At 56.5% G+C, this 18567-nt stretch carries 15 protein-coding genes and 2 tRNA genes; 9 read left to right on the top strand and 8 right to left on the bottom strand.

The window, feature by feature from the left end; all coding sequences use genetic code 11:
* Nucleotides 1–6 precede the first annotated feature (6 nt).
* Nucleotides 7–1428, top strand: a complete 1422-nt coding sequence (der, locus tag A8B84_RS05600; protein WP_064228078.1) for a ribosome biogenesis GTPase Der — start codon at nt 7–9, stop codon at nt 1426–1428.
* Between the two features lie 28 nt (nt 1429–1456).
* Here the strand turns inward: der and pta are convergent, their stop codons facing one another.
* Genes pta through A8B84_RS05585 form a run of 3 tightly spaced genes read right to left on the bottom strand, consistent with a single transcriptional unit; the run spans nt 1457 to nt 7276 of the window.
* Entirely contained in the window at nt 1457–3613 is a 2157-nt protein-coding gene (pta, locus tag A8B84_RS05595) for a phosphate acetyltransferase (RefSeq protein WP_064228079.1), read from the bottom strand.
* Between the two features lie 27 nt (nt 3614–3640).
* Nucleotides 3641–4837 carry an acetate/propionate family kinase gene (locus tag A8B84_RS05590; RefSeq protein ID WP_064228080.1) on the bottom strand — a complete coding sequence of 399 codons (1197 nt, stop codon included), beginning with the start codon at nt 4835–4837 and terminating at the stop codon, nt 3641–3643.
* A 27-nt stretch (nt 4838–4864) separates the two neighbouring features.
* Nucleotides 4865–7276: an EAL domain-containing protein gene (locus A8B84_RS05585; protein ID WP_064228159.1), complete on the bottom strand. Its 2412-nt coding sequence runs from the start codon at nt 7274–7276 to the stop codon at nt 4865–4867.
* Between the two features lie 239 nt (nt 7277–7515).
* On the opposite strand from A8B84_RS05585, the gene ccoM reads away from it, so the two are divergent.
* Entirely contained in the window at nt 7516–7668 is a 153-nt protein-coding gene (gene ccoM / locus A8B84_RS22120; RefSeq protein WP_162841247.1) for a cytochrome c oxidase subunit CcoM, read from the top strand.
* Between the two features lie 49 nt (nt 7669–7717).
* Here ccoM and A8B84_RS05580 read toward each other — a convergent pair.
* From A8B84_RS05580 to A8B84_RS05570, 3 genes are all read right to left on the bottom strand, one after another.
* Nucleotides 7718–7793, bottom strand: a tRNA-Glu gene (locus tag A8B84_RS05580).
* An 86-nt stretch (nt 7794–7879) separates the two neighbouring features.
* A complete protein-coding gene (locus A8B84_RS05575; RefSeq protein WP_064228081.1) occupies nt 7880–8797 on the bottom strand; it encodes a TIGR01777 family oxidoreductase in 918 nt (305 codons plus the stop codon).
* Between the two features lie 54 nt (nt 8798–8851).
* Nucleotides 8852–9226 carry a sirohydrochlorin chelatase gene (locus A8B84_RS05570; RefSeq protein WP_064228082.1) on the bottom strand — a complete coding sequence of 125 codons (375 nt, stop codon included), beginning with the start codon at nt 9224–9226 and terminating at the stop codon, nt 8852–8854.
* Nucleotides 9227–9328: 102 nt separating this feature from the next.
* Between A8B84_RS05570 and A8B84_RS05565 the strand changes: the two genes are divergently transcribed.
* The 6 genes from A8B84_RS05565 to A8B84_RS05540 all read left to right on the top strand — a co-directional run bounded on the left by A8B84_RS05565 (nt 9329) and on the right by A8B84_RS05540 (nt 14486).
* On the top strand, nt 9329–9931 hold the full coding sequence (locus tag A8B84_RS05565; protein ID WP_064228083.1) for a DUF924 family protein: 603 nt from the start codon (nt 9329–9331) through the stop codon (nt 9929–9931).
* A 148-nt stretch (nt 9932–10079) separates the two neighbouring features.
* Nucleotides 10080–10796: a murein L,D-transpeptidase catalytic domain family protein gene (locus A8B84_RS05560; protein ID WP_064228084.1), complete on the top strand. Its 717-nt coding sequence runs from the start codon at nt 10080–10082 to the stop codon at nt 10794–10796.
* A 58-nt stretch (nt 10797–10854) separates the two neighbouring features.
* Nucleotides 10855–10930 (top strand) — tRNA-Gly (locus A8B84_RS05555).
* A 135-nt stretch (nt 10931–11065) separates the two neighbouring features.
* On the top strand, nt 11066–11860 hold the full coding sequence (locus A8B84_RS05550; RefSeq protein WP_064228085.1) for an MOSC domain-containing protein: 795 nt from the start codon (nt 11066–11068) through the stop codon (nt 11858–11860).
* Nucleotides 11861–11868: 8 nt separating this feature from the next.
* Nucleotides 11869–13821: an ATP-binding cassette domain-containing protein gene (locus tag A8B84_RS05545; protein WP_064228086.1), complete on the top strand. Its 1953-nt coding sequence runs from the start codon at nt 11869–11871 to the stop codon at nt 13819–13821.
* Entirely contained in the window at nt 13818–14486 is a 669-nt protein-coding gene (locus A8B84_RS05540; protein ID WP_064228087.1) for a DUF6901 family protein, read from the top strand. The genes A8B84_RS05545 and A8B84_RS05540 overlap by 4 nt, the downstream gene beginning before the upstream one ends.
* Before the next feature lie 59 nt (nt 14487–14545).
* Here A8B84_RS05540 and A8B84_RS05535 read toward each other — a convergent pair whose 3' ends face one another.
* Nucleotides 14546–14977, bottom strand: a complete 432-nt coding sequence (locus A8B84_RS05535; RefSeq protein ID WP_064228088.1) for a universal stress protein — start codon at nt 14975–14977, stop codon at nt 14546–14548.
* Between the two features lie 155 nt (nt 14978–15132).
* Complete coding sequence (locus A8B84_RS05530; RefSeq protein WP_064228089.1) at nt 15133–15951, bottom strand: hypothetical protein; 819 nt, start codon at nt 15949–15951, stop codon at nt 15133–15135.
* A gap of 436 nt (nt 15952–16387) precedes the next feature.
* Between A8B84_RS05530 and fadB the strand changes: the two genes are divergently transcribed.
* Nucleotides 16388–18535, top strand: coding sequence for a fatty acid oxidation complex subunit alpha FadB (gene fadB / locus A8B84_RS05525; RefSeq protein ID WP_064228090.1), 2148 nt, complete (start codon nt 16388–16390; stop codon nt 18533–18535).
* Nucleotides 18536–18567 lie beyond the last annotated feature (32 nt).

The raw sequence follows: 18567 nt of genomic DNA, 5'->3' as shown, positions 1-18567 counted from the left end.
CCCATTATGACCCCAGTTATTGCCCTTGTCGGACGCCCTAACGTCGGCAAATCGACATTATTCAATCAGATGACCCGTTCCAGGGATGCCCTGGTTGCGGACTTTCCGGGGCTTACCCGTGACCGCAAATACGGTGAGGGCAGCTACGAAGGGCAGCGCTTCATCGTCATAGACACCGGTGGTCTTACCGGCGACGAGCAGGGCCTTGATCTCGAAATGGCCCGCCAGTCCATGCAAGCGGTAGAAGAGGCTGACATCGTACTGTTCCTGGTGGACGGTCGTGCCGGCCTGACCGCAGGCGATGAACTTATTGCAGACAGTCTTCGTCGGTCCGGCAAGCAGGCCCATCTGGTAGTGAACAAGACCGATGGCCAGGACCCGGACATTGCGGCATCGGATTTCTACAGCCTTGGCTTTGAATCCACTTTCCTGATTGCGGCTTCCCACAACCGGGGTATCCGCTCGATGCTCGAGATCCTGCTGCCCTCCGAGGAGGAGCGGGAGGAAGAGGATAGGGCTGACCGTTACCCCGGCATCCGCATCGGAGTGGTTGGCCGGCCGAATGTGGGCAAGTCCACCCTGGTCAACCGGATGCTCGGTGAAGAGCGTGTGGTGGTTTACGACATGCCGGGCACTACCCGGGATAGCGTTTATATTCCCTACGAACGCCAGGGCAGTCAGTACACGCTGATTGATACCGCTGGTGTTCGTCGCCGCAAGAACGTCAGTGAAGTGGTGGAGAAGTTCTCCATTATCAAGACGCTGCAGGCGATTGACGACGCTCATGTGGTTATTCTGGTCATTGATGCCCGGGAAGGCCTCGTGGATCAGGACCTTCACCTGATCGGGTTTGTCCTTGATGCCGGCCGTTCGCTGGTGATCGCCGTCAATAAGTGGGACGGCATGGACCCGGAAGACCGTGTTCGGGTGAAAGAGCAGGTGCAGCGTCGTCTCGACTTCCTGGATTACGCCGATAAGCACTACATCTCGGCGCTCCACGGTTCTGGCGTGGGCGTGATGTATGAGTCGGTGCAAGCGTGTTACGAGTCTGCCATGGCGAAGTGGCCGACCAACCGACTGACTGCCATCCTGCAGGATGCCATTGCCCAGCATCAGCCTCCCATGGTGCACGGGCGTCGAATCAAACTGCGTTACGCTCATCAGGGTGGGTCTAATCCGCCGGTTATTGTGGTTCACGGTAACCAGGTGGATTCACTGCCGGGCGCCTACAAGCGCTACCTGGAGAACACCTTCCGCAAGGTGCTCAAGGTAACCGGGTCACCGATCCGTTTTGAATTCAAATCGGGCGAAAATCCGTTTGCTGGCAAAGTGGATCGTCTGACACCGCGTCAGAAGGTCAAGAAGGACAACGATGAGAAACAGGGTCGTCGTCCTAAGAAAAAACGCCAGAAGAGTCTTAAGCGCTGAGTCCTGGGCCGGGTGAGGGCAGACTGCCTCAGCCCGGCCCGGCACTTTCAACCTGCTTTGCCTGAACCGCGGTCAAAGCGACGGTAAACACAATATCCTCCACCAGTGCGCCCCGGGACAGATCGTTGACCGGCTTGCGCAGACCCTGCAGCATTGGCCCGATACTGACCACGTTGGCGCTGCGCTGAACGGCCTTGTAAGTGGTGTTGCCGGTATTCAGGTCCGGGAACACGAATACCGTGGCCTTGCCCGCTACCTTGCTGTCGGGCGCCTTGCTCCTGGCCACGCTCTCGATGGCCGCAGCATCGTACTGAAGCGGCCCGTCTATCAGCAGATCCGGCCTGCGCTCACGAGCTATTCTCGTGGCTTCCCTGACCTTGTCCACGTCCTGGCCGCTGCCTGACTCACCAGTGCTGTAGCTGATCATCGCAACCAGGGGTTCGATCCCGAAGGCTTCCGCCGATTCCGCGCTCTGGATCGCAATGTCTGCCAGTTCCTCGGCATTCGGATCCGGATTAATGGCACAGTCGCCGTAGACCACCACCTGTTGCGGAAGCAGCATGAAGAACACGGAAGAGACCACTTTCGCGTGGTCATGGGTCTTGATCAGCTGAAGGGCGGGTCGCACCGTATTGGCCGTTGTGTGGATGGCACCGGACACCAGGCCGTCGGCTTCATCCAGAGCCACCATCATGGTACCGAGAACGACGTTGTCTTCGAGCATGGCCTCTGCCATGTCCGGTGTCAGCCCCTTATGCTTGCGCAACTCTACCATTGGGCCGACATAGCGCTGGCGCACCTCTGTGGGATCAATAATCTCGATATCTTCGGGCAGTTCCAGATCCTGGGAATCCGCCACTCGCTTGATCTCCAGGGCATTCCCGATCAGTGCACACCGTGCCAGTTTGCGCTGATGACAGATAATAGCCGCCTGCACGGTTCTTGGCTCGCTGCCCTCGGGCAGTACAATGCGTTTGTTCGCTGCCCGAGCCCGTTCTGACAGCTGATACCGGAAAGCCGGAGGTGAAAGTCTGTTTTGTCGCGCGACTTTGAGGTGCTGCTGCAACCAGTCGGTGTCTATGCGGGTGGCAACCGCCTCCATCGCTTTTTCAATACGATTGGGGTCATCAATTGGAATGGCGGACGACAGATTCGCCAGCATGTGGGCCGTCTCGTAGGTATTGGCATCCGAGCCCAGTACCGGCAAACCGGTTTCCAGCGCTCGGTGACAGAGCTCGATCACACGCTGGTCCGGCATCAGACCCCCGGTAAGCATCAGGCCGGCCAGTGGGACCCCATTCAGAGCAGCAACCGCTGAGGTCACCACTATGTCTTCCCGATCGCCCGGCGTCACCAGCAAGGTGCCAGGTCTCAGGGTCTCGGTCATATTGCGGATGCTGCGGGCACACACCGACACCTTCTGGACTCGCCTGGCGTGCATCTGCCCCTCGTTGAGAACCGGTAACCCGAGCTCTCTGGCTATGTCGGAGACCCGAGGTGCAAGCAGCTCCGGCTGCCAGGGAATCTCCGCAATCAACCGAAAACGGCCCTCGCTGAAGACCTTGCATTGGCTCTGGTAATCAATGGTGGTTGGGGCAGGGTGGTTGCTGTTGGATCGGGGCTCAAGCCCCGCCCGCTCGGGCTCGCCGACCTTATTCAGTATAACGCCAATAACATCCGGATCGCTCGGGTTGGCAAACAGGCGCGATGAAAAATCCAGCTCTTCATCCATTTGCCGGGCGTCCAGGTTTTTGGGCGTGCTCACCAGGATAACCTCGGAACCGAGATTGCGGGCGACCTCTACGTTCAACCGGGCAATATAGGCTTCGCTGCGGTCTGGAACCAGGCCTTCGATGATTACCACGTCCACGTCCCGGGCAACTTTCTGGTATTCCCCAACCACTGTTTCCAGCAGGTAATCCGATTTGCCTCTGTTGAGCAGTTGCTGGGCTTCCTTGAGGGCAATCGGATCCGGCGGGTTCAGATGGCTGCTTGCCCGTACGAAAGCGACTGAGGAGTCCTCACCTGCGTTATGCATAGATTCGGCGCGGTGAACGGTCTGACAGAACGGCTTGTAAAAGCCGACACTCACGCCCACCCGTTCCAGGGCGCGCAGCAGACCGAGACAGACCGAAGTGAGGCCTGAATCCATGGATGTCGGTGCAAAAAAGAGACTCTTTGCCATGATGCTAGTCCTGATGATGCGTGTGGGTCAGCCCAAAGCAGCAGAGCCGGCGAGGCGGGATGCTTCCCGTGCAATAACCAGCTCCTCGTTGGTGGGGATCACCAAAACGGGAAACCTGGAGTCGGGGCTTTCCACCCGGCGGTGGCTGAATTCGCCATGATGCTTGTTTAGGTCCGGGCTGAGTTCAAATCCTATGAGCTTGAGGTGGTTGATGGTTTCGGCTCTGATCCGGGCACTGTTTTCCCCGATGCCACCTGTGAAAACCAGTGCGTCCAGTTGGCTGAGTGATGCCATCATGGCCCCAACGTAACGGGCAAGGCGGAAGCAGAACACATCAATGGCGGTTCGGGATGGCTCATGACCATGGTCCGCGAGCTCACAGAGCGAACGCATGTCGTTGGTCTGCCCGGACAGGCCGAGGAGGCCACTTTCCTGATTCAGGACCCGGTGCACCTCGTCCGCGGCGATGCCCTTGCTGCGGAGAAAGTCGAACAGGCCAGGGTCGACATCGCCGCTGCGGGTTCCCATCACCAGGCCTTCCAATGGTGTAAGACCCATGCTGGTATCGACACTGATCCCGTCCCGGATGGCGGTAATACTGCATCCGTTGCCCAGGTGGGCCGAGATGATCGAGGTGGTAGCGGGCGTTTTTCCCAACAGACGGGCAGCTTCGGCGGCCATGAAGGCATGACTGGTGCCGTGGAAACCATACCGGCGAATTCCCCAATCCCGGTACCAGGCCTCCGGCAGGGCATAGAGGAACGCCCTTTTGGGCAGGGTCTGGTGAAAGGCGGTGTCGAAAACGGCAGTCTGCGGCACCTCGGGAAACTGCGCCAGGGTTGCCCGAATGCCGGACAGATTGACCGGGTTGTGCAAGGGGGCAAGCCCCGCGCAGTCCTCAATGGCATCCATGACATCGTCATCAAGAAGCACGGCTTCACGGAAGGTCTCGCCGCCGTGAACGACCCGGTGGCCAATGGCGGTCGGGGCCGACGCCATCAGTCCCTGATCCCGGAGCGCTGCGACCAGCGTATTCAGCGCCTGATCGTGGCTGGCACCGGGATCCAGCGGAATGGTCTCTTCCCGGCCTTCAACGCGAGCAAATGCGTCGTTTTGACCGAGACGCTCAGCGAGCGCGGATGCCAGCTTTCTGTGTTGGTCATCGAATAAGGCGAGTTTCAGGGATGAGCTGCCGCAGTTCACGACAAGTACGGTGTCTTCCATGGGAGTCAGGTTCCAACGGTTTTCGATCTATACCCGATGATTGCTGGCCAGCCAGGCTTCAAAATCCGGTGCCGGCAGGGGGCGGCTGTAGAAGTAACCCTGAGAGAAGTCGCAACCTTCCTTTTTCAGGAAGTGGGTCTGAGCCTCTTCTTCCACCCCTTCTGCGATCACTCGCAGGCCCAGGCTGTGGGCCATGTTGATGATAGCCCGCACCAGTGAGGCATCCTCGGGCTCCTTCATGACATCCTGGACAAAGGACTTGTCAATTTTCAGGGTATCAAACGGGTAGCTCTTCAGGTAACTGAGGGCAGAGTAGCCTGTCCCAAAATCGTCCACTGACAATCGGATGCCGGCCTTGTCCAACTGGCGCAGGATTTCGGCGGTTTCAATGGAGTTGTCCAGAATCAGTCGTTCGGTAATTTCAAGTTCCAGCTGCTCCGGTGCCAGACCGCTGGTAGAGAGGGCGTGCATAACGGCCTCGGTAAAGCCGGGATCCCGGAACTGACGCGGCGACACGTTCACGGAAATACCAATGTCTTTGCCGGTGGCATGCTTCCATCCCATGGCGGCCCGACAGGCCTCCTCGAGGACCCACTCGCCGATGGGGGTAATCAGACCGGTTTCCTCGGCCAGGGGAATGAACCGGTCGGGCATCACCATGCCCATGGCCGGGTTGTTCCAGCGCAGCAGGGCCTCAACCGAGCAAAGCGTGCCGGAATCGGTATTCACGATCGGCTGGAAATACAGTTCGAATTCCTTCAGCTCCAGAGCCCTGCGCATGCTGGACTCCATCTTCAGGCGCTCGTGGGAGACCTCGGTCATTTCCGGGGCGAAATGGGCGAAGGAGCTCTTGCCTTTGTGTTTGGCCTGGTACATGGCGGCATCAGCGTGCTGCAGCAGCGTGCCGCTGTTGTCTGAGTCCGTCGGGAAAATAGCGATGCCGATGCTCGTGGTTACGAACACCTCCTGCCCATTGAGTATGTAGGGCGGTGAGAAGGTTTTCAGGATACGCTCTGCAACCTGCGACGAAGCCTCCGGGCCAGTCAGCCCCGGCAGGATCACCAAGAACTCATCGCCCCCCAGCCGCGCAACGGTACTGGTGCCACGGAGGCAGCTGGAAATCCTTCGGGCTGCCTCAATCAGCAGGTTGTCGCCGGCATCGTGGCCGAGGGTGTCGTTTATGTGCTTGAAGTTGTCGAGATCGAGGAACATCACGCCCACGAGGGTGCTTTCCCGACGTGCCTGTGCCAGTGCCAGTTTCAGACGGTCCAGGGCCAGCATCCGGTTGGGCAGCCCGGTCAGGATGTCGTAGTTGGCCTGGCGCAAGAGCTGCTGTTCATAGCGTTTGCGGATGCTGATGTCTTCACCCAGGATAAGGTAACCGGTGGTACCGCCGGACTCGTCCTTGATTGGGGTGACAATCAGTTGCTCCCAGAAGCGTTCACCATTACGGCGCACGCTGTTGACTTCACCCTGCCAGACCCCGACGCGCTGCACCTGCAGGCGGATGGATTGCCACAGGTGTCGGCTTTCACGGTTTTCAATATCGTTGTCCCCGAGTGCGCCAGGGTGCTTGCCAATGATCGACGCAGCCTCATAGCCGGTTAACTGGGTGAATTTCTGGTTGGCAAATTCGATACGCCACTGGCGATCGCAGATCAGGACCGAGGAGGGGCTTTGTTCAATGGCTTTGGAAAACTTCCGGATTTCCGCCGCATCCTTTTGCTGGCGCTCCATGTCTGCGTTCAGTCGCTCGCGCATCTGGTTGATGGCGTCTGTGACCCGACCCAACTCGTCGTTACGGTTCGATGGGGTGTTGGGTCTGTCCAACGTCAGTGGCTTCGAAGTGGTTTTCAGCGAAAAGTCCCGAGCGTAATTCGCCATGGTAGTCAGATGGCGTGCCACGAAATGCTGGAAGATCCAGATAATGAGGATCGAAACAAAGAACGTCTTCAGGAACTGGGTCAGCAGAATGACCCCCACCTTCCGCTTGAGTTCATCGTAGACCCGGTCCAGGTCTGCGGTCACCGTCAGCTCACCCAGTTTGAACATTTCATCGCCCTGATGAACGAGATTGAAACTGTGGGAGGTGGTTTTTGCGTCCCGCGGGATTTCTCCCATAACCAGCTCGGAATCGGGTTCGATCCTCAGCCGCAAATGAACCACATCGGGCAAACTGAGTATGCCTTCCATCTGGGTTTGCAGCAGTTTCTGGTCCAGGGCCCACAGACTGCGGGCCAGACTGGATGCATAGCCGGCTTCAACCACTTGCATGCGGTTGTCGATCTGCGAGAGGTCTTTTCGATAGTCGGAATAGATCTGAAGGGCGGAGGCCACCAGTGTAAAGGCGGAGCTGAACAGAAGAATCCAGGCCAGCAGCCTGAAAGACAGGGGCGAGCCTGTGCGAAAACGTTGAAGACGCGTCGACAGTTTTGGCATGTCTTGAACTTCAGCCACCCAGACCGGTTAGGAGATCGGACACTTCCTTTGTTTCCGACTATAGCAGCAGTTTCTTTCAAATGCCTTGCAAATGCAGGAAAAATCGAAGGAAATGTGTTGTGGTTCAGTATTTATGCGTACATCTGGTCCGACAAATACGTTGACCTGGATCAATACCTTGCGGGCATGCCGGGCGTAACCTGAGTTTAATCAAGTTAATTACCGGAAGGAGAAACAACATGTATATGGACGCCGTTGTGATCGCGGGTATTGCCACTGTACTGCTGATGGTTGGCTTTTTCGTGGGTGTTGGCATCTTCGTGATGAAAGATCAGAAGGAGCACGGACACCAGGATCGAAAAGAAGGGAAGCACGGTCAGAAGCCGGTCTGACGATGTCATCGGAAAACTTCGGTTTTCCGAAACATCAAGGCAGAAAAATTGGCGTCCCCTAGGGGGTTCGAACCCCTGTTGCCGCCGTGAAAGGGCGGAGTCCTAGGCCACTAGACGAAGGGGACGCAACGTTTTCAACACCTTGCCTCGTCGAGGTGGCGCGTATATTAAGAAAGCTTCGAAACCCTGTCAACGCCTTTTGTGAAAAAAATCACCGGGATGATCCGAGAGCAATGCATTGAGCCAATGCCGGCTCCAGATCGGGATACCGGAATTCAAACTTTTCCCTCGTAAGTTTCTCTGGAATAGCGTTCTGTCCGGTGAGCAGAAGGCGGGCCATTTCTCCCAGGGCAACCCTCAGCACCGGCGCTGGCGCCGGAAAAAGAGTGGGGCGGTGCAAAACCTTACCCAGGCTTCGGGTGAATTCTGCGTTGGTTGCCGGGTTAGGGCTCACCACATTGAACGGGCCTGAGGCGCTCGAGTTCTCCATCATCCAGATAAGAGCGCCAACGACGTCGTCGCGGTGTACCCAGGGCATGTACTGCGTACCGCTTCCCAGGCGCCCGCCAAGCCCAAGCTTGAAGGGTAGAATCATCCGTTCAAGGAAACCTCCGCCCGGGCCTGCCACTACACCCGTGCGGGAGAAGCACACCCTCACGCCATCGTCGGCTAGAGGTTTGGCGGCGTTTTCCCAGTCGCGGCAAAGTCGATGGGTAAATTCATCGTTGGGGCGGGTGTCTTCGGTTACCTTTGCAGCCCCCTGGTCCCCGTAGAAGCCAACAGCCGAGCCTGAGACGAGTACTTCCGGTGCCCGTTCCCAACTTCGGATGACCTCAACCAGCGTTTCGGTCACACCTATCCGGCTGTCCCGCAGTTCCTGCTTGCGGGCTTCAGACCACCGTTTGTCGGCGATACCTTCACCGGCGAGATTGATCACGGCATCATAACCCGGATGGGCGCGAAGCTGTTGCAGGTCGCGGATCGCTTGAACCCGACCGCAACAGGACTTGACGGTTTCTGCCGGTTGCCGGCTGAAAACCGTGAGTTCATACTCCCTTGCCAGCAATTCACGGCACAGAACATGGCCGATAAATCCGGTACCACCGGTAATCAGAATCCTTTTCGACATAATTGTTGCTCCTGTCGCGCACCGCCCGCCGAATCGGCTTTCAGAACGCCCGGCTCAGGCTGGCGTCTGTTCCAGTTGAAGCATAACAACATCCCGGATCGCCTGTCCCAGTAAAGGGTTTTCTCCAATCGGCGGCGCAAGTTGGATGGTTGCGCCATGTGCCTTCTCGAGTTCTTCAATCATGGCGGGAACGTCCTTGCGAAGGTGACGTCCGGCTGCAAGGAACAAGGGGATGATCGTAAACTCGGTGGCGCCTTCCGAAACACCTTCCTTTATGACCGTGTCCATGGATGGTTCTGCGAGTTCCATGTAGGCAACCCGAGCGTTGTCGATAGACGCAAGGGTTGGCGCAGCAAGCTGTTCGAAGGTTTCACACCAGCGCTTGTCACTGCTTCCATGTGCCAACAGAATAATGCGGGGGCTGTTCATTGCCTCTCCTGGAGTAGTCAATTTAATAGAGCCTGTCGTAAGTCCGGAGTGCCGGCCGCGATATAAGGACCGACCATAACTAAAGTAACAGGGTGACGGTGAATGTTCGATTGGAAAGAGATTCTGGATTTCTGGTTTGGCGAATTGGACGAACATGGGCTGCCAGACAGTGATCATCGGAACAAGTGGTTCCGGTCCGATCGCAGGTTCGACCAGGAAATCCGTCGGCGTTTTTTGTCGATGGTTTTGTTTGCATCCGAGCAGGGGCTGGACCACTGGCGCCGTGAGGCCGGTGGGATACTCGCCGAGATTATCCTGCTTGACCAGTTTTCCCGGAATATATTCCGCGGCGGCGCCATGGCATTTGACCAGGACCGTCAGGCAAGAAAGCTCTGCCGGCAAGCGATGCAGAAAGGCCAGGATATGATGCTTGTTCCGGTCCACAGGGCATTCCTGTATATGCCCCTTCAGCATTCTGAGCTCAAGGAGGATCAGGACACGTCCGTGGAATGTTATGAACAGCTTGCGCGGTCTACCCAGGGGATTCTGGCCGATTTTATGAGCAGCTTCCTGCAGTCCGCCCGGGATCACCGGTCCATCATCCAGCAGTACGGCCGTTTCCCCCACCGCAACAAGGCCCTGGGCAGAACTTCAACACCGGAAGAGCAGGAGTACCTCGAAGGTGGGCGCAGGTTTGGCCAGTAAGGTAATCGCTGTTTCCTTAAAGTTTTGTATGAAAAACGTACATTCTGACGGGGTTAGCAATTTTCCCTGATAAAATGCGCAACACTGAATTATGACGGGCTCGCGATACGACTCTCGCGGCCTTCAATTATTTTATCGGGGACGTGAAATGCAAAAAACGCGGCGTTTTTCGCCCGCAGGCCTGCTTTTGGCTGTGTGTGCTGCGCTACCTCTTTCATCGTTTGGCGCCTCTCTGGATGACCAGCTTCTTGATCGCCTCAGTGCAGCCGCGCCTAAAATTGACACGGCGGTTCTCAAGACAGCGATCAACGCCTCTCGTTGTGCTGTCTCCAATGGTGTTCAGATGCCCGAGCGGCTCGCGGTTATCGATTTCTCGTTGCCGTCCAGCCAGGAAAGACTGTGGATCTTTGACCTCGAAAGGGGTGAGTTGTTGCTGCGTGATCTGGTCGCACACGGCAAGAATTCAGGGAATTTCGAATCGACCGCCTTCTCCAATGTTGAGGGCAGTTACCAGTCCAGTATCGGGCTTTTTCAGGCCAGGGAATCCTATTACGGTAAGCACGGTTACTCGCTCAGGCTCGATGGTCTTGAGCCGGGCATCAACGATCTTGCCAGGCAGCGAGCCATCGTTATTCATGGCGCCGATTATGTGAATGAGGACTGGGTCAGCAAATACGGCCGCATAGGCCGGAGCCACGGCTGCCCGGCGGTGGATAACCAGATCGTCAAGCGTGTGGTGGACAACCTGAAGGGCGGCCAGTTGGTGTTCAAGTACTACCCCGACCAGGAGTGGCTGCACAGTTCCGGTTTCCTGAAATGCGACAACAAGACGCTGGCTGGAAAAAACCTGAAAAAAAGTGGTTGACGGCTTCGTCGGGATCCGTAGAATACGCCTCCGTTGTCGGTAACAGCCGAGCAGCATTGCGGGAATAGCTCAGTTGGTAGAGCACAACCTTGCCAAGGTTGGGGTCGCGAGTTCGAATCTCGTTTCCCGCTCCAGATTCAAAAAACCCGGTCCTGAAAAGGATCGGGTTTTTTCGTTTTCGGGCACCTCCAAACTCGGCGCCGGGGTGTGTGGTCAGGTATACTCAGCAGCCTGTTGCGTATCCTGATTCTTTGGGGAGGCTGCCCGCCATGAAGGTCCATTCGCTGTTCGTGTACCCCGTCAAATCCCTGTCTGGCATTGAAGTGACCTGTTTTAGTACCGATGACTTCGGGCCAGTTGGGGACCGTCGATGGATGATCGTGGATGATGACCGCCGGTTTGTTACCCAGAGGGAGCACCCGGAACTTGCCCGGGTCGGAACCCGTCTGGAAGGTGACCGGGTCGTGATCAGCATTCCCGATGAGGGCGAGTTTGTCCTGAGTGCCGCAGAGGAAGAGGTTCGGGTTCTGGTCTGGAGAGACTGGGTCAAGGCCCGGACGGGGTTGCCCGAGGCAAACGCTGCCCTGAGCCGTTTCTGCGGTAAGCCTGTTCGCTTGGTCTTTATGCCGGACAGCTCTTTCCGCCGAGTTGATGCGGGCCGGGTCACCGACTACCGCCGGGTGGGTTTCGCCGACGGGTTTCCCTTTCTGGTTACAAATACCGCCTCCCTGGCAGAGCTGAATAGCCGGCTCGAAGTGCCCGTGGAGATGCGCAGATTCCGCCCCAATATTGTGGTTGAGGGGGCAGGGGCTTGGGATGAAGATCTGTGGCAGAGCCTGAGCATTGGCGACAACCGCCTGAGCATCGTAAAGCCCTGTTCGCGCTGTGTCATGACCACCGTGGATCCTTCCACGGGCCAGAAGGATGCCGCCTTGCAGCCCCTGAGAACGCTCTCCGGCTATCGCAGAACCCAGGAGGGCGTCATCTTCGGCCAGAACGCCATTCATGAATCACCGGGCATTATTCGCGTGGGTGATCCCGTCACTGTCAACAAATCGGAGTAGAACCAAACGTGCCACTGTTAACGCTGGACTCAGTTTCCCTGGCTTATGGAATGCACCCGCTGCTGGATCAGGCCTCATTGGTTATCGATGCCGGCGAGCGCGTGTGTTTGCTGGGACGAAACGGCGAGGGGAAATCGACCCTGCTCAAGATTGTCAGCGGGGAAGTGATACCCGACGGTGGGTTGGTGCGTCTTGACGATGGCGCTGTGCTGGCGGTACTGCCGCAGAACCTGCCTTCGGAAGATACCCGTACCGCCTATGAAGTTGTCGCCGGGGCCTTTCCGGAAACAGGCCAGTTGCTTGCTGAATTTCATCAGCTGTCCCAGCAGGCCGATGAGGCGAGTCTCGACCGGCTGATGAAGGTTCAGGAGCGCCTGGAAGCTCTGGATGGTTGGCGCCTGGACCAGAGAGTCACCACCATTCTCGGACAGTACGGCGTTGATCCGGACCAGACGCTGGATACTCTGTCCGGCGGTTGGCAGCGCCGGGTTTTGCTGGCCAAGGCACTGGTTGCCGATCCGGACATACTGTTGCTGGACGAGCCCACAAACCACCTGGATGTACCGGCAATTGCCTGGCTGGAAGAGGCCCTTGGCCAGTTCCGCGGCGCTATGCTGTTTGTCAGCCACGATCGTGCGTTCATACGGCGCATGGCGACCCGAATTGTGGAGCTGGACCGGGGTAAGCTGGTGAGTTTTGCCGCCACCTATGATCGCTACCTGGATCTGAAAGAGAAAGCGCTGGAAGAGGAAGAGCGGCAGAATGCGTTGTTCGATAAGCGACTGAAGCAGGAAGAAGCCTGGATTCGTCAGGGCATCAAGGCTCGCAGGACTCGCAATATGGGGCGTGTTCGGGCCCTGAAAGCCATGCGTGAGGAGCACCGGCAGCGCAGGGTGCGAGGTGGAACCGCCAGCTTTGCCGTGGAAGACGCGGCGCGGTCTGGCAAGCTGGTGGTTGAAACCAGGGACGCGGGTTTTGCCTATCCGGGTGGCGCGCCGGTAATAAGAGATATGAATCTTACCATCCTTCGCGGGGACAAGATCGGGCTTGTTGGCGAGAACGGCACGGGCAAGACGACCCTTGTTCGGCTTTTATTGGGAGATCTGGAACCAACCGAGGGTTCTATTCGTCTGGGTACCAATCTGCAGGTTGCTTACTTTGATCAGTTGCGAGGTGAGCTGGATCTGACACGGAACGCACTGGATAACCTGTCCGAGGGCCGGGAGTTCATCGACATTAATGGCCAGAGCAAACACGTACTTGGCTATTTGCAGGAATTCCTGTTTACCCCGGAGCGCGCCAGATCTCCGGTCAGCGTCTTTTCCGGTGGTGAGCGTGCCCGGCTGCTGCTGGCGAAGCTGTTCAGCAAGCCCGCCAATATCCTGGTGCTCGATGAGCCAACCAACGATCTGGATGTGGAAACGCTGGAGTTGCTGGAAGAACAGCTGGCGGAATTTGCCGGCACCGTGATCGTGATCAGTCACGACCGTGAGTTTCTTGATAATGTGATCACCGAAACGGTTTTCCTGGATGGATCGGGCAAAGTGCGGGAGTTCGTTGGTGGCTACACCGATTGGCGTCGACAGGGCGGCTGTTTCCCGTCAGAAGCCACCGGTAATCGACCGGACAAGCAGGATAAATCCAGTAAAACCTCTGGTGATACTGGCAAGGCCGAATCACAGAAAGCCGCGGATAGCATAAAAGCGGGAACGCAGTCTGAGAAAAGCAAACCCGCTAAACTGAGCTACAAACTCAAACTCGAGCTGGAGCAGTTGCCAGGGCAGATTGAGGCACTCGAGCAGGAAGTCGCCGGCCTGCAGGAAAGAATTTCCCAGGCTGATTTTTATTCAGGCCCACCGGATGAAGTCTCGGCCACTCTGGAAGCATTGACGGAAAAGGAAAACCGTCTGGAGCAGGTCATCGAGCGGTGGATGGAGCTGGAAGAACAGGCAAACCAATGAACGTACACTACGATTTCAGATTTCAGGACGGTCGTACCGTCGAATTCAAAGTCACGGACAAGCCGTCCCGGCCGTCGGGTTCGCTCCCGTCATGGACAAAACTGGAGCATTGCCAGTGTAGTAACTGCCCGCTAAAAGCGGCGGAATCTCCCCACTGCCCGGCGGCAACGGAAATATTGCCGGTGGTGGAGGCTTTCCGGGATGAGGATGCCTATCAGAAGGTTGAAGTAAGAGTAACCGATGACCGCCGCAGCTATGTAAAACAGACGGCCCTCGAAGAGGCGCTCCGGTCGCTGCTCGGGTTGAAAATGGCAACCAGCGGTTGCCCGGTGCTTTCGGAGCTCAAGCCGATGGCGGTCCACCACCTTCCGTTCGCAAATACCGATGAATTTATTATGCGTAGTGTTTCCCACTACCTGTTGCAGCAATATTTTGCGAAACGGAATCATCAGACCCCGGACTGGGAACTGAAGGGACTGGTGGAGAGGAATCAGAGGTTGCAGTTGGTCAACCAGGCCCTGTGGCAGCGTATTCACTCGGTCTGCAAGGGCGACAGTAACCTGAAGGCGCTACTGAATTTCTTTTCAATGGCATCCAGTGTCAGCTTCTCACTGGAAAGTCAGCTGCGCAAACTGGAGGCGAAAATGGGCGGCGAGGGGGCCTGATAGCCGCTTCCCGTCAGTGCAGGCCCGGGTCCAGGCCCGGGCCTTCTGTTCAGCAGACGTTAATGAATTCGAACGGCCAGAACATCGCATTCGGTTCCATGCAGGACCCCGTTGGCGGTTGAGCCCAGCAATAGCTGGAAACCCTTTCGCCCGTGACTGCCGACGATCACCAGATCCACCTCCTGTTCCTTGGCGAGCCTGTGAATTTCAGACTCAGGACGTCCGACTGTCACCACCTGATTGTTTTTTGCCACACCGTACTGATCGCCGTAGGTTCCCAACTGTTCGCGGGCCGCTTTATCGAGCTGGTCCTGCAGTTCCGTCAGGTCCATCGGGATATCTCCCCCATAGGCATACCCAACAGGCTCAACCACGTGGACCAGCATCAGCTCGGCACCGTGGGCCTCGCTCACGGCTTTTGCCTTGTTCAGCACCTGCGGGGCCTCTTCAGTGAGGTCAATGGCAACAAGCATCTTTTTATAGGCAGACATCGTATCGCTCCTTCGCACACGGGGTATTGTAATGAGGATAGTACCTTAAAACCGGTCGGGAAAGTGTAGAGGGAAACTGACGGGTATCAAAAACGGAGACGGAAAACTGCTTTTCTGGCAGGCAATTACGCCTGCCAGAAAGGGACGGCAGGTGTTCATGCGTTACCCTGGAGAAGCTCAATGGTTGTGGCCAGCCCTTTGAGGATGCCCTTGGAGTACCGGTCGATTACAAAGCCTACGTTGTTTTCATTGTAGTTGATGTAGGATCCCCGAATGAACTGCCATTTGGATGAGATATCGTTAAGTGCTGCTTTCAGTTCCGGTGTTCCCTGGCCCTTGATAACCGATGCCAGCAATTGATCCAGCTCCCGGGCCTGCTCGTCCAGCGGTGTTTCGGTAGAAGAGCCCTGGAAGGTCTGGGCCACCGAGGAGTTGGTCCTGACCGAGTACTTGGCCATCATCTGTGCCATCTTCACTGCAGCAGAACGGGCAGCTTCAACCCTCGGATTGGTATCGGTCTGGGAACTTTCCTGGGCCACCCGGTAGAGCTCGGTGGCTTTCTCGTTCATGGTCAGTGCCTGGTTGGCCATATCGGAGACCAGACGCAGGTCCGGATAACCCTGATTGCGCACATCGTTGATGTTGTCGCGCATCAGGTTCTTGAATTTATCAAACTCCTGATTGAGCCCTTCTACTTCCTCGGCAGACAATACGCCGGAATCACTGCCAGCAATGGAATTCATCGAGTCATTGGCCGAGTTGATGCCCTGTACAATCTCGTTCAGGGTATCGGTGTCCCCGGTTCCACTGAAACGGTAGTAGGCATCCAGTGCCATGTAGTTACTGACCCGGAAATTATGAAGGTCGGAGAGAAATCCGTCGGCGCTGTCCTGGGCGCGGACACCCATGGACGTTAGTGCAAGTAGAATAAGCGCGGCTACAAGGGAACGTACCCGCAGGTTAGCGTCTGTCATCGGATGGGTCTCCGTAATGCGGTTTTATTATTGTGGACCAAAGTCGTAGATCGAAGGTAAAGTAACTGCGTCAGCCAATCAAGCAGTTTTGGCGGCGTTGTCGCCCGTAAATGTAAATAACTTTGAAATTTGCGTGACGAAGTTCCGGTTTTCCCTGAGCAGTGGCTTCCAGTTCACTGAAACATAACAATTCCGCTCGAATTTTTTCGGTTGCCCCCGGCAATTTGGGGACTTTTGCAGCCCTCCTGAAAGAAACAAATTGACAAATGCGCCGTTTTTTTTCATCGTGTGCCCTCACGATTCAAACGACTGTATGAATTTTTGGATCGGATGATCGGGCAGTGACCGAAATCTCGCTGCACAAACAGCCGCGCCGGTGAATCAAAAAGTACCGCTCGGCTGGAAGCAGTTCCAAACACAGACTGGAGATCAGTTGATGATTTACGAAGGTAAAGCCATCACGGTTAAAGAGATCGAAGGCGGGATCGCTCAGTTGAACTTCGACTTGCAGGGCGAGTCAGTAAACAAGTTCAACCGTCTTACTATCGAAGAGCTCCGCGCCGCGACTGACGCACTTAAAGCGCAGAAGAACCTGAAGGGTCTGGTAGTGACCAGCTCCAAGGACAGCTTCATTGTTGGCGCCGATATTACCGAATTCACCGAGCTGTTTGCGGGCTCGGAGGAGGATCTGGTAGCCAACAACCTCAAGGCCAACGAAGTCTTTAACGCCGTTGAAGATCTGCCGTTCCCCACAGTTACCGCGATCAACGGTATGGCGCTGGGTGGCGGTTTCGAGATGTGTCTGGCAACCGACTACCGCGTGATGGACAAAAAGGCCAAGGTTGGCCTTCCGGAAGTGAAGCTTGGCATCTTCCCGGGCTTCGGCGGTACCGTGCGTCTGTCCCGTCTGGTGGGTGTGGACAATGCCGTTGAGTGGATCAGCGGCGGCACTGAGAACCGTGCAGATGTGGCACTGAAAGTCGGTGCTGTGGATGCCGTGCTCGAGTCCGACAAACTGGTTGACGCTGCTGTTGCCATTATTAACCAGTGCAACGAAGGCAAGCTGGATTACGAAGCTCGTCGCGAAGAGAAGAAGGGCAAGATCAAGCTCAATGCCATGGAAAGCATGATGGCATTCGAGATCTCCAAGGCATTTGTTGCCGGCAAGGCTGGCAAGAACTACCCGGCGCCCGTCGAGGCCATCAAGGTCATGCAGAAGCATGCCGGTATGACCCGTGACAAGGCAATCGAAGTGGAAGCCAAAGGCTTCGCCAAGATGGCCAAGACCAATGTGGCGGCCTGCCTGGTTGGCCTGTTCCTGAACGATCAGGAATTGAAGAAGAAGGCCAAGGCCTGGGAAAAAGAAGCCAACGACGTGAACCTGGCTGCCGTTCTGGGTGCCGGTATCATGGGTGGTGGTGTTGCATTCCAGTCTGCCCTGAAAGGCACGCCGATCATCATGAAGGACATCAACCAGGACGGTATCGCCCTGGGTCTGAAAGAAGCCAAGAAGCTTCTGGCCAAGCGTGTTGAAAAGGGCAAGATGAAGCCGGATCAGATGGCCGACGTGCTCAATAGCATCACGCCGACCCTGAACTATGGCGACTTCAAGAATGTAGATCTGGTAGTCGAAGCCGTTGTTGAGAACCCGAAGGTGAAAGACGCGGTTCTTCGTGAGACCGAAGACGCGGTTCGTGAGGACACCATCCTGACCTCCAACACCTCTACTATCTCCATCGATCTGCTTGCGAAGAACCTCAAGCGTCCGGAAAACTTCTGCGGCATGCACTTCTTCAACCCGGTACACATGATGCCGCTGGTTGAGGTTATCCGTGGCGAAAAGACCAGTGATCGTGCGATCGCCACCACCGTGGCTTACGCCAAGGCCATGGGCAAGACCCCGATCGTTGTCAACGATTGCCCGGGCTTCCTGGTAAACCGTGTTCTGTTCCCGTACTTCGGCGGCTTTATCGGCCTGGTGCGTGACGGTGCTGACTTCCAGCACGTTGACAAGGTTATGGAGAAGTTCGGCTGGCCGATGGGCCCTGCCTACCTGCTTGACGTTGTCGGCATGGATACCGGCAAGCACGCCGGCGAAGTGATGGCAGACGGCTTCCCGGATCGGATGAAGCACGAAGGCACAACCGCCATTGACGTGATGTTCGATAACAACCGTTACGGACAGAAGAACGACAAGGGCTTCTATAAATACGAACTGGACCGCAAGGGCAAGCAGAAGAAGGTTGTCGATGAAGAGACCTACAAGCTGCTCGAGCCGGTTGTTCAGGGTAAGAACGAGTTCAGCGAAGAAGACATCATCGCCCGCATGATGATTCCTCTGTGCCTGGAAACCGTTCGCTGCCTGGAAGACGGCATTGTCGAAGATCCGGCAGATGCTGACATGGGCCTGATTTTCGGTATCGGCTTCCCGCCTTTCCGGGGTGGTGCCCTGCGCTATATCGACGATATGGGTGTAGACAAGTTCGTCGAACTGGCAGACAAGTTTGCAGACCTTGGTCCTCTTTATCACCCGACCGAGAAGCTGCGTGAAATGGCCAAGACTGGCAAAAAGTTCTTTGGCTAACCCTGAACGAGATTTCCGAACGGAGAAAGATC

Origin of the sequence: Marinobacter sp. EhC06 (assembly GCF_001650915.1) — a bacterium.
Taxonomy (GTDB): Bacteria; Pseudomonadota; Gammaproteobacteria; order Pseudomonadales; family Oleiphilaceae; genus Marinobacter.
Note: the sequence above shows the minus strand (reverse complement) of the source record. Positions and strands in the feature narration are given on the sequence as shown.